Source organism: Falsiroseomonas ponticola, assembly GCF_016805305.1.
In the GTDB taxonomy this organism is placed as follows: Bacteria; Pseudomonadota; Alphaproteobacteria; order Acetobacterales; family Acetobacteraceae; genus Falsiroseomonas; species Falsiroseomonas ponticola.
This window is the reverse complement of sequence record NZ_JAERQN010000001.1, coordinates 617,857-641,858: the sequence shown is the minus strand read 5'-3', so window position 1 is coordinate 641,858 and position 24,002 is coordinate 617,857. Positions and strand designations below refer to the sequence as shown.

General features: G+C 71.0%; 27 protein-coding genes and 1 tRNA gene. 18 read left to right on the top strand and 10 right to left on the bottom strand.

The genetic code is table 11. The features are described from left to right. The first annotated feature begins 100 nt into the window (after window positions 1-100). Both JJI54_RS03135 and JJI54_RS03130 read left to right on the top strand, forming a co-directional pair. Window positions 101-349: a hypothetical protein gene (locus JJI54_RS03135; RefSeq protein ID WP_203070824.1), complete on the top strand. Its 249-nt coding sequence runs from the start codon at window positions 101-103 to the stop codon at window positions 347-349. An 8-nt stretch (window positions 350-357) separates the two neighbouring features. After that, window positions 358-987 carry an AAA family ATPase gene (locus JJI54_RS03130; protein WP_203070822.1) on the top strand — a complete coding sequence of 210 codons (630 nt, stop codon included), beginning with the start codon at window positions 358-360 and terminating at the stop codon, window positions 985-987. 4 nt (window positions 988-991) lie between these two features. Here JJI54_RS03130 and JJI54_RS03125 read toward each other — a convergent pair whose 3' ends face one another. From JJI54_RS03125 to JJI54_RS03105, 5 genes are read right to left on the bottom strand one after another with little or no spacing between them, the layout of a single operon-like run. Continuing rightward, the gene (locus tag JJI54_RS03125; RefSeq protein WP_203070820.1) at window positions 992-1,759 is read right to left on the bottom strand and encodes a (Fe-S)-binding protein; all 768 of its coding nucleotides are present in this window, start codon (window positions 1,757-1,759) and stop codon (window positions 992-994) included. A gap of 38 nt (window positions 1,760-1,797) precedes the next feature. Then, a complete protein-coding gene (gene dnaQ / locus JJI54_RS03120; protein ID WP_203070818.1) occupies window positions 1,798-2,517 on the bottom strand; it encodes a DNA polymerase III subunit epsilon in 720 nt (239 codons plus the stop codon). Window positions 2,518-2,524: 7 nt separating this feature from the next. Then, window positions 2,525-2,890, bottom strand: coding sequence for a hypothetical protein (locus JJI54_RS03115; protein ID WP_203070816.1), 366 nt, complete (start codon window positions 2,888-2,890; stop codon window positions 2,525-2,527). 32 nt (window positions 2,891-2,922) lie between these two features. Continuing rightward, window positions 2,923-3,510 (bottom strand): dephospho-CoA kinase, encoded by a 588-nt coding sequence (coaE, locus tag JJI54_RS03110; protein WP_203070814.1) that lies wholly within the window; start codon window positions 3,508-3,510, stop codon window positions 2,923-2,925. Beyond that, complete coding sequence (locus tag JJI54_RS03105) at window positions 3,507-4,364, bottom strand: shikimate dehydrogenase (protein ID WP_203070812.1); 858 nt, start codon at window positions 4,362-4,364, stop codon at window positions 3,507-3,509. Before JJI54_RS03105 ends, coaE begins: the two co-directional genes overlap by 4 nt. Before the next feature lie 98 nt (window positions 4,365-4,462). Between JJI54_RS03105 and JJI54_RS03100 the strand changes: the two genes are divergently transcribed. From JJI54_RS03100 to JJI54_RS03070, 7 genes are all read left to right on the top strand, one after another. Beyond that, window positions 4,463-5,122: a GntR family transcriptional regulator gene (locus JJI54_RS03100; protein WP_203070810.1), complete on the top strand. Its 660-nt coding sequence runs from the start codon at window positions 4,463-4,465 to the stop codon at window positions 5,120-5,122. Further along, complete coding sequence (locus tag JJI54_RS03095) at window positions 5,122-6,102, top strand: Bug family tripartite tricarboxylate transporter substrate binding protein (RefSeq protein ID WP_203070808.1); 981 nt, start codon at window positions 5,122-5,124, stop codon at window positions 6,100-6,102. Before JJI54_RS03100 ends, JJI54_RS03095 begins: the two co-directional genes overlap by 1 nt. Further along, entirely contained in the window at window positions 6,099-6,854 is a 756-nt protein-coding gene (locus tag JJI54_RS03090; RefSeq protein ID WP_203070806.1) for an RraA family protein, read from the top strand. Before JJI54_RS03095 ends, JJI54_RS03090 begins: the two co-directional genes overlap by 4 nt. 22 nt (window positions 6,855-6,876) lie before the next feature. After that, the gene (locus JJI54_RS03085; RefSeq protein ID WP_203070804.1) at window positions 6,877-7,872 is read left to right on the top strand and encodes a Bug family tripartite tricarboxylate transporter substrate binding protein; all 996 of its coding nucleotides are present in this window, start codon (window positions 6,877-6,879) and stop codon (window positions 7,870-7,872) included. Continuing rightward, window positions 7,869-9,083, top strand: a complete 1,215-nt coding sequence (locus JJI54_RS03080; RefSeq protein WP_203070802.1) for a mandelate racemase/muconate lactonizing enzyme family protein — start codon at window positions 7,869-7,871, stop codon at window positions 9,081-9,083. Before JJI54_RS03085 ends, JJI54_RS03080 begins: the two co-directional genes overlap by 4 nt. A gap of 70 nt (window positions 9,084-9,153) precedes the next feature. Then, window positions 9,154-10,434 carry a serine hydrolase domain-containing protein gene (locus JJI54_RS03075; protein WP_203070800.1) on the top strand — a complete coding sequence of 427 codons (1,281 nt, stop codon included), beginning with the start codon at window positions 9,154-9,156 and terminating at the stop codon, window positions 10,432-10,434. A 69-nt stretch (window positions 10,435-10,503) separates the two neighbouring features. After that, window positions 10,504-10,767, top strand: a complete 264-nt coding sequence (locus JJI54_RS03070; RefSeq protein WP_203070798.1) for a GlsB/YeaQ/YmgE family stress response membrane protein — start codon at window positions 10,504-10,506, stop codon at window positions 10,765-10,767. Between the two features lie 70 nt (window positions 10,768-10,837). On the opposite strand, the gene JJI54_RS03065 is transcribed toward JJI54_RS03070, so the two are convergent. Then, the gene (locus JJI54_RS03065; RefSeq protein WP_203070796.1) at window positions 10,838-11,806 is read right to left on the bottom strand and encodes a Bug family tripartite tricarboxylate transporter substrate binding protein; all 969 of its coding nucleotides are present in this window, start codon (window positions 11,804-11,806) and stop codon (window positions 10,838-10,840) included. An 18-nt stretch (window positions 11,807-11,824) separates the two neighbouring features. Then, the gene (locus JJI54_RS03060; RefSeq protein ID WP_203070794.1) at window positions 11,825-12,394 is read right to left on the bottom strand and encodes an HD domain-containing protein; all 570 of its coding nucleotides are present in this window, start codon (window positions 12,392-12,394) and stop codon (window positions 11,825-11,827) included. A 66-nt stretch (window positions 12,395-12,460) separates the two neighbouring features. Here JJI54_RS03060 and JJI54_RS03055 point away from each other — a divergent pair, with 66 nt between their 5' ends. Continuing rightward, window positions 12,461-13,390: an isocitrate lyase/PEP mutase family protein gene (locus JJI54_RS03055; RefSeq protein WP_203070792.1), complete on the top strand. Its 930-nt coding sequence runs from the start codon at window positions 12,461-12,463 to the stop codon at window positions 13,388-13,390. Here the strand turns inward: JJI54_RS03055 and lhpI are convergent, their stop codons facing one another. Then, complete coding sequence (lhpI, locus tag JJI54_RS03050; RefSeq protein ID WP_203070790.1) at window positions 13,391-14,335, bottom strand: bifunctional Delta(1)-pyrroline-2-carboxylate/Delta(1)-piperideine-2-carboxylate reductase; 945 nt, start codon at window positions 14,333-14,335, stop codon at window positions 13,391-13,393. A gap of 290 nt (window positions 14,336-14,625) precedes the next feature. Here lhpI and JJI54_RS03045 point away from each other — a divergent pair, with 290 nt between their 5' ends. The 6 genes from JJI54_RS03045 to JJI54_RS03020 all read left to right on the top strand — a co-directional run bounded on the left by JJI54_RS03045 (window position 14,626) and on the right by JJI54_RS03020 (window position 21,675). Then, window positions 14,626-15,681: an amino acid ABC transporter substrate-binding protein gene (locus tag JJI54_RS03045; RefSeq protein ID WP_203070788.1), complete on the top strand. Its 1,056-nt coding sequence runs from the start codon at window positions 14,626-14,628 to the stop codon at window positions 15,679-15,681. A 261-nt stretch (window positions 15,682-15,942) separates the two neighbouring features. Further along, a complete protein-coding gene (locus JJI54_RS03040; RefSeq protein WP_203070786.1) occupies window positions 15,943-17,148 on the top strand; it encodes an amino acid ABC transporter permease in 1,206 nt (401 codons plus the stop codon). A gap of 101 nt (window positions 17,149-17,249) precedes the next feature. Then, the gene (locus tag JJI54_RS03035; RefSeq protein ID WP_203070784.1) at window positions 17,250-18,392 is read left to right on the top strand and encodes an amino acid ABC transporter permease; all 1,143 of its coding nucleotides are present in this window, start codon (window positions 17,250-17,252) and stop codon (window positions 18,390-18,392) included. 61 nt (window positions 18,393-18,453) lie between these two features. After that, window positions 18,454-19,248 (top strand): amino acid ABC transporter ATP-binding protein, encoded by a 795-nt coding sequence (locus JJI54_RS03030; protein WP_456305574.1) that lies wholly within the window; start codon window positions 18,454-18,456, stop codon window positions 19,246-19,248. A gap of 135 nt (window positions 19,249-19,383) precedes the next feature. After that, the gene (locus tag JJI54_RS03025; protein WP_203072307.1) at window positions 19,384-21,228 is read left to right on the top strand and encodes a potassium transporter Kup; all 1,845 of its coding nucleotides are present in this window, start codon (window positions 19,384-19,386) and stop codon (window positions 21,226-21,228) included. Between the two features lie 72 nt (window positions 21,229-21,300). Further along, window positions 21,301-21,675, top strand: a complete 375-nt coding sequence (locus JJI54_RS03020; RefSeq protein WP_203070782.1) for a hypothetical protein — start codon at window positions 21,301-21,303, stop codon at window positions 21,673-21,675. Between the two features lie 76 nt (window positions 21,676-21,751). On the opposite strand, the gene JJI54_RS03015 is transcribed toward JJI54_RS03020, so the two are convergent. After that, window positions 21,752-21,827 (bottom strand) — tRNA-Ala (locus JJI54_RS03015). A 142-nt stretch (window positions 21,828-21,969) separates the two neighbouring features. Between JJI54_RS03015 and JJI54_RS03010 the strand changes: the two genes are divergently transcribed. After that, entirely contained in the window at window positions 21,970-22,707 is a 738-nt protein-coding gene (locus JJI54_RS03010; RefSeq protein WP_203070780.1) for a CoA transferase subunit A, read from the top strand. A gap of 13 nt (window positions 22,708-22,720) precedes the next feature. Further along, on the top strand, window positions 22,721-23,359 hold the full coding sequence (locus tag JJI54_RS03005; protein ID WP_203070778.1) for a CoA transferase subunit B: 639 nt from the start codon (window positions 22,721-22,723) through the stop codon (window positions 23,357-23,359). A gap of 55 nt (window positions 23,360-23,414) precedes the next feature. On the opposite strand, the gene JJI54_RS03000 is transcribed toward JJI54_RS03005, so the two are convergent. After that, a complete protein-coding gene (locus JJI54_RS03000; RefSeq protein ID WP_203070776.1) occupies window positions 23,415-23,915 on the bottom strand; it encodes a hypothetical protein in 501 nt (166 codons plus the stop codon). Window positions 23,916-24,002: the final 87 nt, after the last annotated feature.

Below are 24,002 nucleotides of genomic sequence, written 5' to 3'. Positions count from 1 at the left end.
GGCAACAGGCTTCCAGTATACGATGCTCGCCTGGGTGGGTAATCGATAACGAAGCAGCAATGACCTTGTTGCAGCGTGGCGCCGCCCCTACCGTGAAGGCATGGCCATTGTCCTCAGCTACCGCACGGGGGCCGCGTTGAGCTACACGCCAGCGCCCGCCCCGACGCAGGATCCGTCGCCGGAAGCCGCGGCTGCCGCGACCGTCTTCGCCGCGGCCGCTGGTGCGGAGCTTGAAGCGGGGCTGGCGCGTGGCGCCCCCTATCCGACCCTCGAAGCCGGCCGCGTCGTCTGGGTGCATCCTGACGGGTCGCGTCGCCTGGCAGCAAGTCCCGCCTCGCCCAAGGCCTGACCCGGCCCGTGTCGGCGGAAGGCTGGCTCTGGATCATCGCGGGGCCCAATGGCTCCGGCAAGTCGACCCTCGCCCGCAGCGGGGCGCTGCAGGCTTGGCATCCGTCGATACCCTCCGTCGCCCAATCGCCAGACGACATCGCGAAGCTGCTGCCGCCTGTCGTTCCGGGGGCGTCAGAATTCGCCTATGTCAGGGCGGCGCAGACCCTGTCCGATTCCCTGGTGGAGGAGGCGGTGCATGCGGGCCGCACGGTCCTGGTGGAGACCGTGGGCAGTTCTCCGAAGTTCTTCGCCCTGATCGACCTTGCGCGGCAGATCGGGCGCCGCTTCGGCATCATCTACGTCACCGTCGAGCTGGCTGACCTGAACGTCGCCCGGGTCGCCCATCGCGTGGCGCTCGGCGGCCACGATGTGCCGCGCGAACGCATCCTGGCGCGTCGCGATGCGTCCCACGACAACTTCCCGCAATTCGCCGGCCGTGCCGATGCCGGCCTCGTCATCGACAATTCGCTGACCGATCGCGCGACCCATCAGCCGCAGATGCGGATCCTGGCGGAGAAGCGCGAGGGCGGCGCATGGCGCGTCATCGATGGCAGCGTGGCGCCAGGGCTGACGCACTGGATCGCCGCACAGGGTTGAGGCGCTATCGCGCCTCCCCGATCGGCGCGACATCGCCCGTAACGCCCGCCAGCACCTCCGCGACATGCCGCACCTTCACGGCCGATCCGTCGCGTCGGAGCTTCCCCGCCATGTTCAGCAGGCAGCCGAGGTCGCCGGCCAGCAGGGTGTCGGCACCAGTGGCCGCCACGTCCTTCGTCTTGTCGCCGACCATGCGGGTGGAGATGTCGGGGTATTTCACGCAGAAGGTGCCGCCGAAGCCGCAGCAGATCTCGGGTTCCGCCATCTCCCGCACCGCGAGCCCCTCCACGCTCGCCAGCAGCGCGCGGGGCTGGGCCTTCACGCCGAGCTCGCGCAGTCCCGAGCAGCTGTCGTGGTAGGTGGCGATGCCGTCGTAGCGGGCGGTGACGGACTTCAGGCCGAGCACGTCGAAGAGGAAGCTCGTCAGCTCATGCGTCTTGGCGCCCAGCGCCTCCGCCTTGCCGCGGTAATGCGGGTCATCGGCGAAGAGCGCGGGGTAGTGGTGCGCGATCTGGCCGGCGCAGGAGCCGGACGGGACCACGGTGTAGTCATAGGGGTAGAAGGCATCGACGACGGCGCGGGCCAGGTCGGTGGCGGTGGCGCGGTCGCCGCTGTTGTAGGCGGGCTGGCCGCAGCAGGTCTGGGTGTCCGGCACCACCACCTCGCAGCCCGCCTCCTCCAGCAGCTTCAGCGCGGCGAAGCCGACACTGGGGCGATAGAGGTCCACCAGGCAGGTGACGAAGAGCGCGACGCGGGGGCGGGGCGGGGTCATGCGCCCAATGTAGGGCAACCCCCCGCGATGCGGGAGGGTCAGCCTTCGGCGGGCGCCGGTTCCGCGAAGGGCGGCTTGAGCCAGAGGGGGTCGCCCTTGGCGAGCCGCTTGGTGACGAAGGCGGCATGGGTGGCGATCTCCGCCTCGCTCGGCTGGATCAGCACCGGGGTGCGGGCGACCGGGGCCTCGATGACGATGCCGGGCAGGGCGGGCTTGGCCTGGGCGGCCGCCAGCTCGAAGCCCGGCTGCTTGCCGCCCATCAGCTCCAGATAGACTTCCGCCAGCAGCTTCACGTCCAGCAGCGCGTTGTGGCTGGTGCGCATGGAGTTGTCGACGCCGAGGCGGCGGCATAGCGCATCCAGGCTGTTGGGCAGGCCGGGGTAGCGGCGCTTGGCGATCTCCAGGCTGTCCACCATCCGCGCGCGGTCCAGCTTCCTGTGGCCGGCGCGGACCAGTTCGGCATCGAGGAAGCCGAAATCGAAGCGGGCGTTGTGGGCGATGATCTCGCTGTCGCCGAGGAAGTCGAGCATGGGCTGGGCAATGTCGCGGAACAGCGGCTTGCCGCGCAGCATCTCCGCCGTGAAGCCGTGCACGCGCGTCGCTTCCTCCGGGATGTCGCGCTCCGGGTCGATCAGGACGTGGAAGGTCTGTCCCGTCGGCATGAAGTTGTAGATCTCGATGGCCGCGACCTCGATGACGCGATCGCCGGTGGCGGGGTCGAGGCCGGTGGTCTCGGTGTCGAGCACGATCTGGCGCATGGGGACCTCAGGAATAGGTGGCGCCCGCGATGGGCAGCAGGATCACGGCGGCCAGGGCGATACAGGCCAGGACGATGCCGAGCCAGCGGGGCCGGCACCAGAAGGTTGCGAGGATGCCGCCAGCGCAGAAGCCGATCTGGAGGGCGTTGCAGGTCAGGTAGGCCGCTTTCGACCGCCAGAACCAGAAATCGTCGAAGGGGCCCTCGAAGCCCCAAGGGTAGCAGCTCGCAAGGAGCCCTTCCGTGCGGTTGCCCAGGCCAGGCCCGCAGGCCGGCGCCAGCACCGCATTGGCCGTATCGGCGGCGATGAACAGGAGCGGCAGGCCGAGGAGGAGGCGGATCGGGGCGGCGGGCGTGGCGAATGGGCCACCCACGGCCTCCAGGATCCGGTACCAGGGCGGCAGGGTCACCCCGACAGGCCCCGCACGATCGCCCTGATCTGGCGCTGCGCCGCGTGCTTCGAAAGCCCCGTGCGCACCACGTGATCGGCGCGGCGTCGCTTCTCGGCATCCGGCATCTGGCGGGCGAGGATGGCGGCGAGGCGTTCCGGCGTCATGCCGCCGCGGGCCAGGACACGCGCGCGCTGGGTGGCGGCGGGGGCGGAGACGACGATGACCTGATCGACGCGTCCCTCCCCCTTCGTCTCGAACAGCAGGGGCACGTCCAGCACCGCGATCCGGTCGCCCCGGCGTCGGCATGCGGCGAGGAAGGCGCGCTCGGCCTTCCGCACCAGGGGATGGACGATGCGTTCCAGCACGCGCAGCGCAGCGGGGTCGCCAAGGACGCGGGTGCGCAGCGCCTCCCGCTCCACGCGGCCGTCACGCGTGGTGCCGGGGAAGGCGGCCTCGATGGGGCGGACCGCGGCGCCGCCCCGGGCCTGCAGGCGGTGGACGGCGGCATCGGCATCGAAGACCGGCACGCGCAGCCGCCGGAAGGCGCGGGCGGCGGTGGACTTGCCCATGCCGATGCTGCCCGTCAGGCCGATCACCTTCATGCGCGCGGGATGTCATGGGCGACGTAGTCCCGCAGCGCCTGGTCCACCTGCGGCTCCACGCCGAACCAGGCCAGGAAGCCCGGGCGCGCCTGGTGGAGCAGCATGCCGAGGCCGTCCACGCCGCGCAGCCCCCGCGCCCGGGCGGCGGCCAGCAGCGGCGTCTCCAGCGGCACATAGACCATGTCGGCCACCACGGCGGTGGCGGGCAGGGGCGCCAGGTCGATCTCCAGCGGCGGTTCCCCCTGCATGCCGAGGCTGGTGCCGTTCACCAGCAGCGCGGCATCCGCCAGCGGCGCCGCCGTCGCGACCTCCACCGGCCCGCCGAGGTCCCGCGCCAGCGCCTCCGCCCGCGCCGGCGTGCGGTTGACCAGCACCAGGCGCGGGCAGCCGGCATCGAGCAGCGCGGCCGCCACGGCCCGCACCGCACCGCCGGCGCCGAGGATCACCGCAGGACCATCCGCCGCGTGCCATCCCGGCGCCTGTTCGCGGATGGATTCGAGGAAACCGTAGCCATCGGTGCTGGTGCCATGGATGCGGCCATCGGCATCGAAGACCAGCGTGTTCACCGACCCCGCGCGCTTCGCCACTTGGTCCACCACGTCGCACAGCGCATAGGCCGCTTCCTTGTGGGGGATGGTGACGTTGGCGCCGGCGAAGCCGAGATCGGCCAGCGCGCGCACCGCCGCCTCGAAGCGCTGCGGCCGCACCGGCAGGGGCAGGTAGGCGCCATCGATGCCGTGCTTCGCCAGCCACCAGCCATGCAGGCGGGGCGATCGGGAATGGGCGACGGGCCAGCCCAGCACGCCCGCCTTGCGGGCCTTGCCGGACAAGACAGGGCGGGGAAGCGTTTCCATGGCCTTGCCAGTGAAGCATCGCCCCGCGCCGGGTCAATGGCACCACCGCCAGCTTCTCCGCTTGCTGTTTTCGAAAATCGATTATACAGAATCAACCCATGGCCGAACCGCTCTCCACCCCCGCCTATGCCCGCCTGCGGGACCGCCTGCGGGCCGATATCCTGGGCGGCGCCTGGGCGCCCGGCACGCACCGCACCCTCGGCGCGCTGGCCGCGGAGCACGGCGTCTCCATGTCCCCGGTGCGGGAGGCGCTGCTGGCGCTGGAGGGGGAGGGGCTGGTCGAGATCCGCCAGCATCGCGGCGCCGTGGTGCCGGTGCTGGATGCCAAGCTCTTCGCCGACCTCTACGACCTGCGTGGCGCGCTGCAGTCCCTGCTGGCGCGCCGCGCGGCCGAACGAGCGACGGCCCCGCAGATCGCCGCCATGGCGCGGCACGAGGCCGCCTATGCCGCCGCGGCCGAAGCCGGCGATGCCGCCGCGGCGCTGGCCGCCAACGAGGCCTTCCACGACGCGCTGGAGGAAGCGGCGGACAACCCGCAGGCGACCGCCCTCTACAAGGCGCGCAGCGCCTTCGTGAATGCGGTGCGGCTGCGCCTCGGCTTCGGCCAGGCGCGGATGGCGGAGGCCGCCGCGCAGCACCGCGCCATCCTGGCCGCCATCGCGGCCCGGCAGCCGGAGGCCGCCGCCGCCGCGGCCTTCGCCCATGCCATGGCGGCCAAGCGCGACCTGATCGCGCGCCTCGAGGAAGGAAACCGATGATGACGGGCATCACCCGCCGCACCGCGCTCGCCGCTTCCCTGGCCACGTCCCTGGCCCTGCCCGGGATCGCCGGCGCGCAATCCTGGCCCGAGCGCCCGCTGCGCCTGGTGGTGGGCTTCGCGCCGGGCGGCGCGGCCGACCTGGTGGCGCGGCTGGCCGCCGCCGAGATGGGCCGCGCGCTGCGCCAGACCGTGGTGGTGGAGAACCGGCCCGGCGCCTCCGGCAACATCGCGACGCAGGCGGTGGTGCAGGCGCCGGCGGATGGGCTGACGCTGGCCCTGGCGGGGCTGCAGCTCGTCACCAATCCCGGCCTCATCCCGCAGCTCGGCTACGATCCGGCGCGGGACCTGGCCATGGTGGGGCAGCTGACGGCGCTGCCCGTCGTCGTCATGGCCAGCGCGCGATCCGGCATCACCAGCATCGAGGAGGCGGTGGCGCGCGCCCGCGGCCCGGGCGTGACCATCGGCACGGCGGGGGTCGGCACCTCCTCCCACCTCGGCGCGGAGCTGCTGTTCCGGGCCATCTCGGGAAAGTTCGAGGCGGTGCAGTATCGCGGCGGCGCGCCCGCCTTCCAGGCGCTGATGAGCGGCGATACGGAGATGATGTTCGACCTGGTCGCCAGCTACCAGGCGCCGGCGGCGGCGGAAGGGCGCATCCGCATGCTGGGCGTGATGCAGCAGCGCCGGGCGGAGGGGCTGCCGGAGGTGCGGTCCTTCGGCGAGGCCGGGCTGCCGGAAGCCGCGATGATGCGGTCCTGGCAGGGGATCTGCGTGAAGGCCGGCGCGCCGCCCGCCGCCATCGCCGCGCTGCATGAGGCGACGCGCGCCGCCGTGCGCTCCGCCGAATTCCAGTCCCGCATGAAGGCGCTGGCGATCGAGCCGGCCGAGAGCGCCGATCCCGCCGCCTTCGAGGCGCTGTACCGCGCGGAGCTGCAGCGCTGGACGACGCTGATCCGCGAGGCCGGGATCACCGTGACATGAGCGGCGACCCCGCCGCCCGGCTCCGCGCCGAGGTGAAGGCCATGAAGCTCGACTGGCTGGTGGAGGAGCGGGAGGCGCGCGCCCTCTCGCCCCTGCCCGTGCCGCCGGCCGGGCTGCTGGCGCGGTATGAGCGGCTCTACACCGGCGCCATCAGCGACGTGCTGCGCGAGCACCGGCTGATGGACCAGGCGCTGCCCCACCGCATCCAGCCGCTGCGGGCGGAGACACGCTGCGCCGCCGGTTTCGCCTTCACGGTGAAGAGCCAGCCGCACACGCTGCTGACCGGGGAGATGCCGCTGCGCAGCGCCATGCTGGAGGCGATGGGGGAGGGCGACTTCGTGCTCTGGGACTGCTCGGGCGCGGAGGACAGCACGGCCTGGGGCGGGGTGATGACGGCGGCGGCCAAGGCGCGCGGCGTGCGGGGCGCCGCGATCGATGGCGGCGCGCGGGACATCCGCCAGATCCTGGACGCGGATTTCCCGCTGTTCTGCCGCTTCCGGCACCCCAACGCCGCGCTCGGCCGGGCCATGATCTCCCACTACCAGGTGCCGCTGCGCATCGGCGGCGTCCTCGTCCATCCCGGCGACATCGTGGTGGGCGACATGGACGGCGTCATCATCGTGCCGCGCGCCCTGGCCCTGCCCGTGCTGGAACGGGCGGAGGCGATCCTGGGGCTGGAACGCGACATCTTCGGCTGGATCGAGCAGGGCGACAGCGTCGCCGAGATCAGCGCCAAGGGCGGCTATTTCTGAAGGCCCGGCGGAGGGGGAACGCATGATCGTCACCAGGCGCCGCGCCCTGGGCGCGGCCTCGGCAGGCCTCGCCCTGCCGGCCCTCCCGTTGCCGGCGCGCGGCCAGCCCGCGCGCTGGTCGCCGGACCGCGCCGTCACCTTCCTGGTGGGCTTTCCCGCCGGCGGCGTCATCGACTACGTCGCCCGGCTGCTGGCGCGGGAGCTGGCGCCGCTGCTCGGCCAGAACGTGGTGGTGGAGAACCGCACGGGCGCCTCCGGCAACCTCGCCACCCAGGCGCTGGCGCGGATGCCGGCGGATGGCCACGCCATCGGCTTCGCCGCCATCCACCTGGCCGCCAACCCCGCCCTGATGCCGCTGGGCTACGACCCGGCGCGGGATATCGAGATGCTGACCCAGACCGGCCATGTGCCGGTCTATTTCCTGGCCAGCCTCAAGGGCGGCCTGGCCAGCGTGCGGGATGTGGTGGCGGCGGGCCGCGCGCGGCCGGGGGAGCTGAACTTCGCCTCCGGCGGCATCGGCACCTCCTCCCACCTCGCGGCGGAACTCTTCTCCCGCCAGGCGGGCTTCCGCTTCACCCATGTGCCCTTCCGCGGCGGCGCGCCTTCCATGCAGGCGCTGCTGCAGGGGGAGGTCGATTGCTCCTTCACCGTCGCGGAGGCCGCGATCCCCGGCAATGTCGCCAGCGGCCGCATCAGGGGCCTCGCCGTGATGCAGGAAGCGCGCATCCCTGCCGCGCCCTCCGTCCCCGCCATCGCCGAGGCCGGCTTCGGGCCGGAGGTCTTCATCAGCTCCTGGCACGGGGTGATGATGCGCACGGGCTGGCCGCCCGCCGTGAAGGCACGGTGGTTCGAGGCGGTGACGGAGGCGATGCGCACCCCCGCCCTGACCGAAGGGCTCGCCCGCGCCGGCATCGAGCCGCGCGCGAGCGCCAGCCCCGCCGATTTCGCCAGCTTCGTCGCCGCGGAGACGGAACGCTGGACCCGCGTCATCCGCGAAGCCGGGATCACCGCACAATGACCTCCCTGACCAAGGGCCCGCGCATCACGGCCATCCGCACCTTCCTCATGCAGGCGGGGCCGCTCGGCGTCTCCGGCTGGGCCGCCGATGTGCGCAACTCCATCACCACGGGCACGCGCAACTGGCTGTTCGTGAAGGTGGAGACGGAGGACGGCATCACCGGCATCGGGGAGGGCAGCGGCTGGCCCCGCGTGGTGGAGGCCGCGGTGCGCGACCTGTCTTCCGTCGTCATCGGGCAGGATGCCTTCGCCATCGAACTCATGACCCAGCGCATGAACGTCGCGATGATGGGGCATGGCATGTCCGGCGTGGTCGGGCAGGGCGCGATCGGCGCCATCGACATGGCGCTGTGGGACATCAAGGGGAAGGCGCTGGGCGTGCCGGTGTGGCAGCTGCTGGGCGGCAGGCTGCGGGACCGCATCCGCGCCTATGCCCATGCCAGCACGCCCGACCAGGCGCGCGCCGCCGTCGCCAAGGGTTTTCGTGCCTTGAAGACCGGGGGCGTGAAGAACCCGGTGGCGAAGGCGTCGGCGATCCGCGACGCGGTTGGCGACGACGTGGACATCATGATCGATGCCCATGGTCCGCCCTGGCTGACGGCGCCGGACGCCATCGGCATCTGCCACGCCCTGGCGCCGCTCTCGCCCCTCTTCGTCGAGGAACCGCTGGCGCCGGAGGATCTGGAGGGCTACCGGCGGCTGCGCGGTTCCACCGACGTGCCGCTCGCTTCTGGCGAACGCCATGCGGGCTTCCAGGGCATCGCGCCCCTGCTGCATGAGGGGCTGGTGGATGTGGTGCAGCCCGATGCGGGGCGCTGCGGCGGCATCACGGGGCTGCGCAAGATCGCCATCCATGCCGAGAGCCGTTTCGCGACGGTGGCGCCGCATGCGGGCTCGCTCGGCCCCGTCGCGGAATACGCGGCGCTGCATGTGCTGGCCGCCATCCCCAACGCGCTGATCCTGGAGAAGATGGACCCGGACTGGGAAGGCCGCGCGCGCTGCGTCACCGCCACGCCGGAACTGCGCGACGGCCATCTGATGGTGCCGGAAGCGCCGGGGCTGGGCATCGATATCGACGAGGCATTCGTGGCCCTGCATCCGAGTGTCCGCAATGTCGGCCTGCCCGCCGGCGGCTGGCCGGAGGGGACGGAGGAGGCGACTCTCTACGCGCAGCCGCGGCATCCCCGCGCCCCCGCCTTCCGCCGCGCTTGACCGTTCCGGCCCGGTGGGCGGAGGCTTCCCCCGGACCCGCCGCCACAGGCGGGCCGTTGGAGGAAATGTCATGCGCCCCATGCTTCGCCTGGCCGTCGCGGCCGGGCTGATGGCCGGCCTTGCCGTGCCCGTGACCGCCGCCGAACTGCCCCGCGCCTCGCGCGCCGAGGAGGTGGGGTTCTCCGGCGAACGCCTCTCCCGCCTCGGCGAATGGCTGGAAGGGGAGGTGCGGCGCGGCTTCATCCCCGGCGCCGTCATCGTCATCGGCCGCAAGGGCCGCATCGCGCAGGAGGTGACGGCCGGCTTCCGGGACCGGGAGGCGCAGGCGCCGATGCGCCCCGACAGCATCTTCCGCATCGCCTCCATGACCAAGCCGATCGTGTCGCTGGCGGTGATGATGCTGGCGGAGGAAGGGCGGCTGTCCATCGCCTATCCCATCGGCACCTACCTGCCGGAATGGCGGGAGACGCCGCGCGTGGCGGAGGTGCGGGACGGGCAGATGACCCTGGTGCCGGCGCGCCGCGCCATCACCATCCAGGACCTGCTGCGCCACACCTCGGGGCTCGCGGATTCATCGCCGGGCGACCATCCGGTGCTGGCGGCCTATCGCGCTTCCGGCGCGCGGGACCGCGGCATTTCGATGGAGGAGATGAGCCGCCGCGTCGCCGCGCTGCCGCTGATGCACCAGCCCGGCACGACCTGGGAGTATTCCTGGTCCACCGACATCCTCGGGCGCCTGGTGGAGGTCGTCAGCGGCCAGGACCTGGATACCTTCGTGCGCAGCCGCATCACCGGGCCGCTCGGCATGGTGGATACGGGCTTCGTGGCGCCGGAGGGTTCGGCGGAGCGCCTCGCGCATCCGCAGGTGGATCCGGCGACGGGGCAGCGGCCTTCGATGCCCAACCCGCTGCAGCGGCCGGGCTGGTATTCGGGCGCGGGCGGCATGGTCTCCACCGCGCGGGACTATGCGCGCTTCTCCCAGTTCCTGCTGAACAAGGGGGAGCTGGACGGCACGCGGCTGGTGTCGCGGACCACGATCGACCTCATGATGGCGGACCATTTGCCGCCGGGCACGCGGACGCGTGACGTGGTGGAGGGCCGCTTCGGGCCGCTGGCGCCGACGCCGGAGATGGGCCAGGGCTTCGGGCTGGGCTTCGCGGTGCGCAACACGGTGGGCCACAACCCGCTGCCGGGCAGCCCGGGCGATGCCTATTGGGGCGGGGCGCACGGGACCTATTTCTGGGTCGATCCGAAGGAGGAGATGTATGTGGTGCTGATGATGCAGAGCCCCACGGCACGGCTGCCCTTCCGCTTCCAGCTGCGCGCGCTGGCCTACCAGGCGCTGAACTGAACAGCGCGACAGGGCGGGAACCCGGGCCTCTGCCGTGGCTTACCTCGCGGCAGAGGCAGGAGCGCCGCCATGGGTTTCATCTGGACCATCATCATCGGGCTGATCGCGGGCGCGATCGCCAAGTTCATCATGCCCGGCCGTGATCCCGGCGGCATCATCGTCACCATCCTGCTCGGCATCGTCGGTGCGCTGGTGGCGACGTGGCTCGGCCAGGCGATCGGCTGGTATCGCGCCGGCGAGGGGGCGGGCCTGATCGGCGCGGTGGTCGGCGCCATCATCGTCCTGGTCGTCTATCGCATGGTCGCCCGCCGCGACACCGTCACCCGCGGCTGACGACGGTCCAGGGGCGTCTCGCCCCTGGTGGATGGGGTTCGGGGAAGGCGACGCCTTCCCCGATTGCCGTTCAAAGATTGCTGACGCCCGCCCGCTTCACCGCATCCGCCCAGAAGGCGATATTCTCTTCCACGAAGCGCGTCGTCGCCGCCGGGTCCACGATCTGCGGCTCGAATCCGATCTCCCTGAATTTCGTGACGAGTTCCGGCTGGGCCAGCGCCTCCGCCATCGCGCGGTTCAGTCGTGCCGTCGCGTCTGCCGGCATGCCGGCCGGTCCGGCGATGCCGAACCAGTTCTCGACGATGACGCGCGGCAGGCCGGATTCACCGAAGGTAGGGATTTCCGGCATGGTCGGCAGGCGCGTGCGCGCGGAGATGGCGATGGCGCGCAGCGAGCCTGCGCGGATGTGCGGCGCGGCGCTCGGCAGGCTGTCGCACATGGCCGGCACCTCATTGGCCAGCACGGCCTGCAGGGCGGGGCCGGCGCCGCGGTAGGGGACGTGGACGATGTCGACCCCTGCTTCCAGCTTGATGAGTTCCCCCATCAGGTGGTTGGAGGACCCGTTGCCGGAGGTGGCGTAGTTCACCGCGCCCGGCCGCCGCTTCGCTTCCGCGATGAAGCCCGCGAGGTCGCGGGCCGGGAAGCTCGGGTGCACGACGAGCACGGAGTGGAACAGGCCGAGCATGCCGACATGGGTGAAGTCGCGCAGCGCGTCGTAGCCGGGGTTGGCGACGACGGCGGGGACGATGCCGTGGGAGCCGACGCCGGAGACGACGAGGGAATAGCCATCCGCCGCCATCCGCGCCACGGCCTGGGAGCCGACGCCGCCCGAGGCGCCGCCGCGGTTCTCCACCACCACCGACTGCCCCAGCACGGATTGGAGCCGTTCCGCCGCCAGGCGCCCGACCACGTCGGTGGAGCCGCCTGGCGGGAAGGGCACGACGAGGCGGATGGTGCGGTTGGGATAGGCGCCCTGCGCACGGGCGATCCCGGGCGCGAGGAGTGTCGCGGCGAGGGCCGCGCGGCGGGTGATCTTCATGCGGTTCTCTCCGGGGCGTCAGCGGCGGCGCAGGATCTGTTCCTTGACGAACTGGTCGCCATGGATGGCGGTGACGTCGATCTCGTCCGCGAGGTAGACGATGCGGCCTTCCAGCGTCTCCGGCAGCTTCGCGGCCGATGGGCTGTGCGTGGCGATGATGTGCAGCACGGGCAGCGGCACGCCGTGCTGGGCGGCGATGCGCGCGGCTTCGAAGGCATGTGGCATGGCGCGGCCGATCGCCGTCTTCTCCACGCCACCGCCTGGCTTGGGCTGGTACTCCACCAGCTTGGAGGCATCCTGCAGCAGGCAGGCGGCGATCAGCACGTCCCGGTCGATCCTCGTGCCGTGGAAGCGTTCCAGCACATCGGCGATGGAGAGCGCGAGCGCCGTGACGCTGCGGGTATGCGGCACGTTGGGATAGGCGATCTCGCCGGAGGTCGGCACCGATGCCAGATCGTCAAAGGATGATTGCGCCCAGAGGTCGCGCCACACCGCGCGCACCTTGTCGGCCAGCGAGGCATCGCTGATGTCAGCGACTTCCGGGAAGTGCGCATCGAGGTCGAGCGGCGGGCGCGGCGCTGTCGTCATGCGCGAAGGCTAGGCGCGGTTCGCGCGCATGGACAAGATGCCTTGGGACACAGGGACCATCGCGCGATGAAGAAGACGGCACGCATGCGCCAGCTGCTGGCGGGGGAGGAGGTGGTGGTCTCCCCGGGCGTCTATGACGGCTACAGCCTTCGCCTGGCGCAGCGCGCGGGCTTCCAGGCGGCCAGCACGAGCGGCGCGGGGATCGCGAATGCCAGGCTCGGCGTGCAGGACACGGGCATGATGTCGCTGCACGAGAATGTCGATGCCTGCCGCGCCATGGCGGCATCGGTGGATATTCCCCTCATGGCCGATGCCGATACGGGCTACGGCAATGCCGTCACGGTCTTCGGCGTGGTGCGGCTGTTCGAGGATGCCGGCGTCGTCGGCATCAACATCGAGGACCAGGAATTCCCCAAGCGCTGCGGCCACATGAAGGGGAAGGAGCTGATCCACCCGGCCGAGATGGCGAAGAAGATCGAGGCCGCGGTGAAGGGCCGCCGCGACCCCGACTTCATCATCAACGCCCGCACCGATGCGATTGCCGTGGAGGGGATCGAGGGCGCGGTGGAGCGCGCGCGGATCTATGCCGCCGCCGGCGCCGACATGATCTTCCCCGATGCCGTCAGGGGAGAGGACGACATCAAGCGCCTGGTCGATGCCGTGGACATTCCCGTCAGCATCAATATCGGCTTCGGCATCCGCAGCCGCCCGACCACGCCGCTGATCCCGGTGAAGCGGCTGAAGGCGCTCGGCGTCCGGCGCGTCAGCGTGCCGCGCATGCTGCCCGCCGCCGCGCTGCGCGCCATGGAGAATGCGCTGGCCCTGCTGCGCCACACGCTCGAGACGGGCGAGGCGGTGGACCGCCCCGACCTTCTCTTCTCCATCGACGACATCAAGGCGCTGATGGATTACGAGGCGCTGGAGCGGCTGGAGGAGGAGTTGCTGCTGCCCGAGCAGCTCTTCCGGAAATACCAGGCGGAGCGCGCCCGGATCTGATCAGCGCGCCCGGTAGGCGAGGATGGCGGCGGCCAGGTCCTCCCCGGCCCAGCCGACCGATTTGAACAGCGTCACCTCCTCGGCGCTCGTCCGGCCGGGATGGGCGCCGCGCGTCAGGCCAGCCAGGTCGGCGACGACGGCGGCCTCCGTGATCGCGCCCTCGGCGATCGCCTGCACCACGTCCCCGGCCTCCGCCAGCACGCCGGCGCGGGTATCCGCCACCACGGTGGCGCGGGCCAGCAGGGCGCCGTCGCTTTCCCGCATCGTCGGGCGGAAGGCGCCGACCAGGTCCACATGGGTGCCGGGCGAGACCGCCGCGCCGCGGACCAGCGGCGCCTCCGACAGGGTGGCGCAGGAGACGATGTCGAAGCCCGCGGGGTCCGGGCTGGCGGCGGCGCGGGCGGGCAGGCCGTGATCGGCCAGGCGGCGGGCCAGCGCCTGCGCCTGGTCGGGCTTCCGGGCCCAGATCGCCACCTCCTCGATCGGGAAGCGGTCGCACCAGGCCTCGGCCAGGGTGGTGGCGACGCGGCCGGCGCCCAGCACCAGCAGGCGGCGGCTGTCGGGCCGCGCCAGGTAGCGCCCGGCCAGCGTGCTGGCGGCGGCGGTGCGGCGATCCGTCAACTCCCCGCCATCCAGCATGGCGAGCGGCTGGCCGGTGGCGCCATCCGACAGCAGGTACACCGCCTGCACCGCCGGCAGGCCGCGCGCGCCATTGCCGGGCAGGACATGGACGATCTTGACGCCGGTGAAGCCATCCGCCGTGGCCGGGCCGGTCCAGGCGGGCATCAGCAGCAGCATGCCCTCCGGCTGGCCATCGGCCTGGGGCAGGGGGTGGCGGTGGCGGAGGGGCGCGGCGCAGCCCTGGCGGAACATCGCCCCCAGCGCATCCTCCAGCGCGCCCCAGGGCAGGGCGGCGCGAAGCTGTTCCGCGGTGACGATGCGCATGGAGGAAGACCTTCTGCGGGACAGCCCTGCTGTCGCATCCCGCGCCCGAACCGCCAAGCCCATCCCCGTGCGCTCAGCGAACGCCCGGTTTGACAGAGGCTTGCGGCATGCGTAGGGGCGTGGGCGGGGGGCACGGCGCGAGATGCGCGTTGATCCGGACAGGCGGCTGGCGCAGCATCCACGGGAAGGGATGCTGGGTGGGCCTGCCGGGCCGGTGGCGCGGCGCGGTGGCACCGGGAATGAAACGGCCCGAGATCCGCAAGGACCGGGCCCATGAGGGAGATGACGGTATGAAGGCGCTTCGCCTTTCTGTGACGCGCGCCCTGGGCGGCGCCGCCCTGGCGGCATCGCTGGCGGCCCCGCTGGCGGCGCAGCAGCCCGCCGCGCCGGCGGCCGGCACCGCGGCGACGCTGGACGCGATCCGCGCCCGCGGGACGCTGATCTGCGGCGTGAACACCGGCCTGGCCGGCTTCGCCCAGCCGGACAGCCAGGGCGTGTGGCGCGGCTTCGACGTGGATTACTGCCGCGCCGTCGCCGCCGCGCTGTGGAACGACGCCAACCGCGTGCGCTACGTGCCGACCACGGCGCAGAACCGCTTCACCGCGCTGCAATCCGGCGAAGTGGACATGCTGTCCCGCAACACGACCTGGACGCTGTCGCGCGACACCTCGCTGGGCTTCGACTTCACCGGCATCAACTTCTATGACGGCCAGGGCTTCATGGTGAAGGCCTCCGCCGGCGTGCGGACGGCGCGGGACCTGAACGGCGCCACCATCTGCGTGCAGCCCGGCACCACCACCGAACAGAACCTGACCGACTGGGCGCGCGCCAACCGCATCCAGTTCACCCCGGTGGTGATCGAGCAGCTGAACGACGTGGTGCAGGCCTATGTCTCCGGCCGCTGCGACGCCTATACGACGGACGTCTCCGGCCTCGCCTCCACCCGCTCCGCCCAGCCGCGGCCGCAGGAACACGTGATCCTGCCGGACGTGATCAGCAAGGAACCGCTCGGCCCGCTGGTGCGCCATGGCGACCAGCGCTTCGCCGACCTGCTGCGCTGGATCCACTTCGGCCTGATCGGTGCCGAGGAATTGGGCATCACGGCCGCCAACGTGGCGCAGGCCGCGACCAGCGACCAGCGGCCGGAAGTCCAGCGCATGCTGGGCCGCACGGGCGACCTGGGCCGGATGCTGACGGTGGACAATGCCTGGCTGGTCAACGTGATCCGGACCGTCGGCAACTACCAGGAGATCTTCGACCGCAACCTGGCGCCGATCGGCCTGCAGCGCGGCCCGAACGCGCTGTGGACGAATGGCGGCCTGCAGTACTCGCCGCCCTTCCGGTGAGGTGACGGCGGGGCGCCGGCGGCGCCCCGCTGCCCGCCGGGCCCCAGGGGCATGAGCCCAGGGGCAAGGCCGGTGGGCAAGACCAGGAGGGGGCCGCGCCGCCGGCGGACGCCTTGATGCGGCCCCACTCTTGCATGGTCCCGTTGCATGGGCCCCCCTCGGGGCCACCCCGCCACCGGACCCCTTGGAAGACCTTCACGCCGTGCCTGACCGCCTGGAGCGGGGCCAACCCCGCCGGGCCAATCCACCAGGGAAGCCTTCATGTCATCATCCACCGCCGATCCGCGCCTGGCCTCCGCCGGCCCGCCGCGCCGCCCGATCCGCCTGTCCTGGTCGGATGAACGGCTGCGCGCCATCGTCTGGCAGGTCATCGTCGTCGGCATCGTCGGTGCCATCGTCTGGTGGCTGTGGTCCAACACGGTGCACAACCTGGAGGTCCGGCGGATCGCGACCGGCTTCGGCTTCCTGAGCCGGGAGGCGGGGCTGCCGATCGGCGAATCGCTGATCGACTACGACCCGACCCACAGCTACCTGCGCGCCCTGACCGTCGGCGTGCTGAACACGCTGAAGGTGGCGGTGGTGGGCGTGATCCTCGCCACCCTGCTCGGCACGGTGATCGGCATCGCCCGGCTGTCGAAGAACTGGCTCGTCTCCAAGCTCGCGGGCTTCTATGTCGAGGTCATCCGCGACCTGCCGCTGCTGCTGCAGCTGCTGTTCTGGTACACCATCCTCCAGGGCCTGCCCGGGCCGCGCCAGGCGCTGAACCCGGTGGACGGCGTCTTCCTGTCCAACCGCGGCATGAAGCTGCCCTGGATCGAATGGCTGCCGGCGCATAGCTGGGCGCTGCTGGCGATGGTGGCGGGGATCGTCGGCACCTGGGCCTATGCCCGCGCCATGCGGAAGAAGCAGTATGCCGATGGCCAGCCGCGCAAGATCTGGCCGGCGGGCCTGGCGCTGATCGTCGGCCTGCCGCTGGTGGTCTGGGCGGCGCATGGCGCGCCCTTCACGCCGGACATCCCGGTGCTGCGCGGCTTCAACTTCCGCGGTGGCGTCACCGTCAGCCCCGAATACTTCGCGCTGCTGCTCGGCCTCGTCACCTACACCGCGGGCTTCATCGCGGAGATCGTCCGCGCCGGCATCCTGGCGGTGAACCAGGGGCAGTGGGAGGCGGCGGAGGCGCTCGGCCTGCGGCGGGCGGAGATCCTGAAGCGCATCGTGCTGCCCCAGGCGCTGCGCGTGATCGTGCCGCCCATGACCTCGCAATACCTGAACCTGACGAAGAACAGCTCGCTCGCGGTCGCGATCGGCTACCAGGACATCGTCAGCATCGCGAACACGACGCTGAACCAGACCGGCCAGGCGATCGAGGGCATCGCGATCATCATGCTGGTCTACCTGACGATCAGCCTGTCGATCAGCCTGTTCATGAACTGGTACAACGCGCGCATCGCGCTGGTGGAGCGGTGAGCCCCATGAAGCCGATAGACATGAAGCGTTGCCGCGCGTTGTACGTTTCCCCGTGCGCCTTGCGGCGCAACGCCAGCATTGCCTTGGTGGAGCGCTGAGCCATGAGCGACATCACCGCCAACGCCGTGCCGGCCGCCGCCGGCAGCGAACGCCGCCAGCCCCCCGTCGCCACCACGGGCATCGTCGCCTGGGCGCGGATGAACCTCTTCTCCTCCTGGATCAACACCGCCATCACCCTGGCGCTGGCCTATCTGGTAGTGCGCTGGACGATCGGCTTCATCGACTGGGCCTTCCTCAACGCCATCTGGTCCGTGCCCGTGGTGAACGGCCAGGCGCAGACCCAGGCCTGCCGCGAGATCAAGGGGGTGGGCGCCTGCTGGGCCGTGGTGACGGAAAAGCACCGCTTCATCCTGTTCGGCACCTACCCCTATGAACAGCACTGGCGGCCGCTCCTGGTCTGCGTGCTGTTCGTGGGCCTCTACATCGTCTCCGCCCTCCGCCGCTTCTGGAACTGGCGCCTGATCCCGATCTGGATCGTGACGCTGACGGTCATCGGCGTCCTCATGTGGGGCGGCGTCTTCGGCCTGACCTATGTGCCGCAGGAACGCTGGGGCGGGCTGCCCATCACGCTGATCCTGTCCACCTTCGGCCTCGCCTTCGCCTTCCCGCTGGCGGTGCTGGTGGCGCTCGGCCGGCGGTCGAAGCTGCCGGCGATCAAGACGCTCTGCGTGCTCTATGTCGAGCTTATCCGCGGCGTGCCGCTGATCAGCCTGCTCTTCATGGCGAGCGTGATGTTCCCCCTGTTCCTGCCGGAAGGCATGAACATCGATAAGCTCCTGCGCGCGCAGGTCGCCATCACGCTCTTCGCGGGCGCCTATCTGGCGGAAGTCGTGCGCGCGGGCCTGCAGACGCTGCCGCGCGGGCAGTACGAGGCGGCGGATGCGCTCGGCCTCTCCTACTGGCAGAAGACGGGCTTCATCATCCTGCCGCAGGCGCTGCGGCTGGTGATCCCGCCGCTGGTGAACACCTTCATCGGCTTCTTCAAGGACACCTCGCTGGTGCTGATCATCGGCATCTTCGACCTGCTGACGGCGGGCAAGACCTCCATCGTCGAGCCCGCCTGGCAGGGCTTCGGGATCGAGGTCTATGTCACCATCGGCCTCATCTACCTGGTCTTCTGCTTCGCCATGTCGAAGTACAGCCAGGATCTGGAACGCGAACTCAACCGGCACCGGCGGCGGTAGCAGGCATCGCCCGCGCCACCATGCCGACCAAGCCGGAAGCCGGAAGACAGGGAAAGACACAATGAGCGAGACCATCGAGACCGAGGCCCAGATCGCCTCCGCCATGCGCACGGACGCCCCGCCGGCGATCGTGCTGGAAGGCGTCAACAAGTGGTTCGGCGCGCTGCACGTGCTGCGGGACGTCAACCTCTCCGTCGCCGCGGGCGAACGCGTCGTGGTCTGCGGGCCGTCGGGCTCCGGCAAGTCCACCCTGATCCGCTGCATCAACCGGCTGGAGACGCACCAGGAAGGCAAGATCATCGTCGATGGGATCGAGCTGTCGGACGACCTCCGCTCGCTGGACGCGATCCGGCGCGAGGTCGGCATGGTGTTCCAGTCCTTCAACCTCTTCCCGCACCTGACGATCCTCGAGAACTGCACCCTGGCGCCGATCTGGGTGCGCCGGATGCCGAAGAAGGAGGCCGAGGAGCTGGCGATGGAATACCTGACCCGGGTGCGCATCCCGGAGCAGGCGAAGAAGTATCCGGGCCAGCTTTCCGGCGGCCAGCAGCAGCGCGTCGCCATCGCCCGCGCGCTCTGCATGAAGCCCAAGATCATGCTGTTCGACGAGCCGACCTCGGCGCTCGACCCCGAGATGATCAAGGAAGTGCTGGACACCATGGTGATGCTGGCCGCGACCGGCATGACCATGATCTGCGTGACGCATGAGATGGGCTTCGCCCGGCAGGTGGCCGACCGCGTGGTATTCATGGACCGCGGCGAGATCGTGGAGAGCGGGGAGCCGGAATCCCTGTTCAACGACCCCAAGACGGATCGCCTCAAGCTGTTCCTCAGCCAGATCCTCCGCGGGCATTGAGGCGGGGCGGCCGCTGATGGCCCGGCCCCGGCGGGCGGCGGCGCGCTTGCGTGCCCCCACCCGCCGGGCCTATGCCTTGCCGCGTTCCGCCTTCGGAGCGCATCCTTGAGCCATTCCCCCGCGGCCGACCGTCCGATGACGCTGGCCGCCCTGATCGGTGTCCTCGGCGTCGTCTATGGCGACATCGGCACCAGCCCGCTTTACGCGCTTCGCGCCGCCCTGCTGCATTTCTCCGCCGACGGGATCGAGCGGTGGGAGATCCTGGGCATCCTGAGCCTGATCTTCTGGTCGCTCGTCCTGACGGTGACGGTGAAATACGTCGTCTTCGTCTTGCGGGCCGACAACCGGGGAGAGGGCGGGATCCTGGCGCTGATGGCGCTGGCCCAGCGCCATGCCCGCACGCCGCGTGGGCGATCCTTCGTCGCCATCCTCGGCATCACCGGCGCCAGCCTCTTCTTCGGGGATGGCATCATCACGCCCGCCATCTCCGTCCTCTCGGCGGTGGAGGGGCTGAAGATCATCTCGCCCGCCTTTGAGGAGGCGGTGGTGCCGATCGCGCTCGGCATCCTCGTCGCGCTCTTCCTGGTGCAGTGGCGGGGCACCGCCAGCATGGGCAAGATCTTCGGGCCCGTCTGCGCGCTGTGGTTCGGCGTGCTCGGCCTGCTCGGCCTGATCGAGGTGGTGCGGGAGCCGGAGGTGCTGGTGGCGCTGTCGCCGCACCACGCCATCACCTTCTGCCTGCACTACAAGCTGGCGGCCTTCATCGCCTTCGGCTCCGTCGTGCTGGCGGTGACGGGGGCGGAGGCGCTCTACGCCGATATGGGCCATTTCGGCCGCAAGCCGATCCAGCTGGCCTGGGTGGCCTTCGTGCTGCCGGCGCTAGCGCTCAACTATTTCGGCCAGGGCGCCCTGCTGCTGTCCGACCCCGAGGCGATCGAGAACCCCTTCTTCCTGCTGGCGCCGGACTGGCTTCGCCTGCCTCTGGTGATCCTGGCGACGGCCGCCACCATCATCGCCAGCCAGGCGATGATCTCCGGCGCCTTCTCCATCGCGCGGCAATGCGTCCAGCTGGGCTTCGTGCCGCGGCTGGAGGTGCGCCACACCAGCGAGACCGAGCAGGGCCAGATCTACATGCCCCAGGTCAACATGATGCTGCTGATCGGCGTCATCATCCTGGTGCTGGAATTCAAGAACAGCGACAGCCTGGCCGCCGCCTATGGCCTGGCGGTCACGGGCACCTTCCTGGCCACCTCCTGCCTCGCGATGCTGGTGTTCCGCCGCGCCTATGGCTGGCCGCTGGTGCTGGTGGTGGCGGTGTTCGGGCCGCTGCTGCTGCTCGACCTCGCCTACTTCATCTCCACCGCGCTGAAGATCCCCGAGGGCGGCTATGTGCCGCTGCTGCTCGGCATCGCCACCTTCACGCTGATGCTGACCTGGCGGCAGGGTCGGGACCTGCTGTTTGCCCGCTTCCGCCAGGACAGCCTGCCGCTGAAATCCTTCATCGCCCGCCTGCCGCAATCCCGCACCATTCGCGTGCCGGGGATCGCGGTGTTCATGACCGGGCAGGCGGACCTCGTCCCCGGCGCGCTGCTGCACAACCTCAAGCACAACAAGGTGCTGCACGAGCGCGTGCTGTTCGTGACCGTGATCAACGAGGACATTCCCCGCGTGGAGCAGCGGCGGGAGGTGACGGAGCTGGCGCCCGACATCCACCGCGTGATCCTGCGCTACGGCTTCCAGGAAAGCCCCCACATCCCGCGGGAGCTGGAGGCGCTGCGCGACATCGGCATCGCCTTCGAGCCGATGCAGGCCAGCTATTTCCTGGGGCGGGAGACGGTGGTGGCGGCGGCGGTGCCGAAGATGCCACGCTGGCGGCAATGGATCTTCACGCTGCTCAGCCGGAATGCGGTGCCGGCCACGGAATTCTTCCGCATCCCGTCGGACCGGGTGGTGGAACTCGGCGTCCGCGTCGCGATCTGAGGGCGCGGCGTCGAACCGCGGGCCGGGGCGCGCGTTCGCGTCGCCTCGGGATCGTCCAGGAGGGGATCGAGGGTGAGCGCCGCCAGGCTGGTTGAGGTCACGCTGGTGAAAGCCTGGAGCCCGGACTTGGCGCCGGGGGACGCGCCCGCGCGCATCGTCTTCTCCATCGCGCTGGACGGGCAGGGCCAGCCCGACGCGGGTGCCTGGCTGGCCGACCCGGCCCCCTGGCCCGCGCGCCACGAGCCGCCCGGCAGGCCGCCGATGGGCGGCGATGTGACGCATGACGAGGATGGCTGGTCGCTGCGCTTCTTCGCCGAAGCCACCGCCGCGCCGGACGCGCCGATGCACCGCATCCTCCACCTCGGCATGCCGCGGCCCGGCGAGGTGCTGACGATCCGCGAGCCCGGCGGGGCGGAAGCGGCGTGGCGGGTGGTGGGGATCGGGTAGCGACCCGCCTCCCCCAAGGGGAGATACCCCCCAAGTGAAAAGGGCGCCCGCCTGGCCGGCGGACGCCCTTTCGAACTGGTGGAGCCAAGGGGAGTCGAACCCCTGACCTCTTGAATGCCATTCAAGCGCTCTACCAACTGAGCTATGGCCCCGCAGTCTTGCGAGGCCGGCCGTATAGCGGCGGCGCGAGGGGTGCGCAAGCCTCCCCCAACCCCCTTTCGCTCGGCCCTCGCGCCGCATAGTTTCGCCCCATCACCGGCCGGCCTTCACGCCGGCCGCGGGCGGGAGAGCGTGATGCGAAAGATCCATCCGGATGCGAAGGCGGCGCTGGCCGGCCTGCTCAGGGACGACATGACCATCATGTCGGGCGGCTTCGGAATCTCGGGCATCCCCTCCCTCCTCATCGAGGCGATCCGCGAGAGCGGGGTGAAGGGCCTGACCGTCGTCTCCAACAATGCGGGGATCGACGATGCCGGGCTCGGCCTGCTGCTGCACACGCGGCAGATCCGCAAGATGATCAGCAGCTATGTGGGCGAGAACGCGACCTTCGCGAAGCAGTACCTGGCCGGCGAGCTGGAGATCGAGTTCAACCCGCAGGGCACGCTGGCGGAGCGCATCCGCGCCGGCGGCGCCGGCATCCCCGCCTTCTTCACCAAGACCGGCTACGGCACGGCGGTGGCGGAGGGGAAGGAGACGCGGGAATTCGACGGCGAGCACTATGTGATGGAGCGCGGGCTCTTCGCCGACCTCGCCATCGTGCACGCCTACAAGGGCGACCATGAAGGCAACCTCGTCTATCGGAAGACGGCGCGGAACTTCAACCCGATCATGGCGACGGCGGCCCGCGTGACGGTCGCGCAGGTGGAACACCTGGTGAAGCCCGGGGAGATCGACCCGGACCACATCCATACGCCGGGCATCTTCGTGAAGCGCCTGGTGCTCTGCCCGCCCGATTTCCAGAAGCGCATCGAGCAGCGCACCGTCCGCAAGCGCGAAGCCGCCGCTGCCGCCGGCGTAGAATCCCAGGCCTGAGGAGCACCACGACATGCCCTGGACCCGCGACCAGATGGCCGCGCGCGCCGCGCGCGAGCTGCAGGACGGCTTCTACGTCAACCTCGGCATCGGCATCCCGACGCTGGTGGCGAACCACGTGCCCGCGGGCATGACGGTGCAGCTGCAGTCGGAGAACGGCATGCTGGGCCTCGGCCCCTTCCCCTATGAGGGGGAGGAGGATCCGGACCTCATCAATGCCGGCAAGCAGACCATCACCGCGCTGCCGACCAGCAGCTACTTCGACAGCGCGCAGAGCTTCGGGATGATCCGCGGCGGGCATATCGACCTGTCCATCCTGGGCGCGCTGCAGGTGGCGCAGAATGGCGACCTCGCGAACTGGATGATCCCCGGCAAGATGGTGAAGGGGATGGGCGGCGCGATGGACCTGGTCGCGGGCGTCAAGAAGGTGATCGTGCTGATGGAGCACACGGCGGGGAACAGCGCCAAGCTGCTGAAGGCCTGCAACCTGCCGCTGACCGGCCGCCGCGTGGTGGATCTGGTGGTGACCGATCTCGGCGTCTTCGCCATCGACAAGAAGGGCGATGGCGCCATGCGGCTGCTGGAGACGGCGCCGGGCGTCAGCGCGGAGGAGATCCGCGCGAAGACCGAGGCCGACTACGTCACGGCCTGAACGCCGGCCGGGGCGGGCTTCGGCCCGCCCCCCTTACTGCAGCTGCGGCTGATTTCTACTGCAGCTGTGGCTGCTGGCGGCGCTGGTAGCGCAGGCGATCCTCCTCGAGGATCCGGCGCAGGCGGTCGAGCTCCCGCTCTCGCTCCGCCAGCGAACGCTCCGCATCGCTGGTGGCGCTGGCCGGCACGGCGGCGGGCTGGGGCGCGGGGTCGCGGAACACCGGCTCCTGCGCCGCGGGGGGGGCGGGCGCGCGGGTGCGGCGGACGGTGCTGGTGCCGGTGCGGCGGGGCGCGGTGCCGGCGGCCGGCACGGGGGGCGGCGGCACCCAGTCCAGGATCGGGATCGGGCCGCGCGGCGCGGCCGCGGTGGCGGGCACGCCCGGCGTGGTGGGCGTGAAGCGGGGCTGGGCCGGCATGCGCTGGCGGAAGCTGTCGAATTCCTGCGCGGTCGAGCTCATCAGGTCCCGCCCCGGGCCGCTGTCGTTCCAATGCTGGGCCGCGGCGGGGCCGGCCATCAGCAGGCCGACCGGCAGGGCGAGAAGGGTGCGGAGGCGCATTGACCAGAATTCCGGATCGGACGGTGGGATCACCGGAAGATGAACGCGCGCGCCACGCGGCACAAGCATCCGCTTGCGCCGGAACAA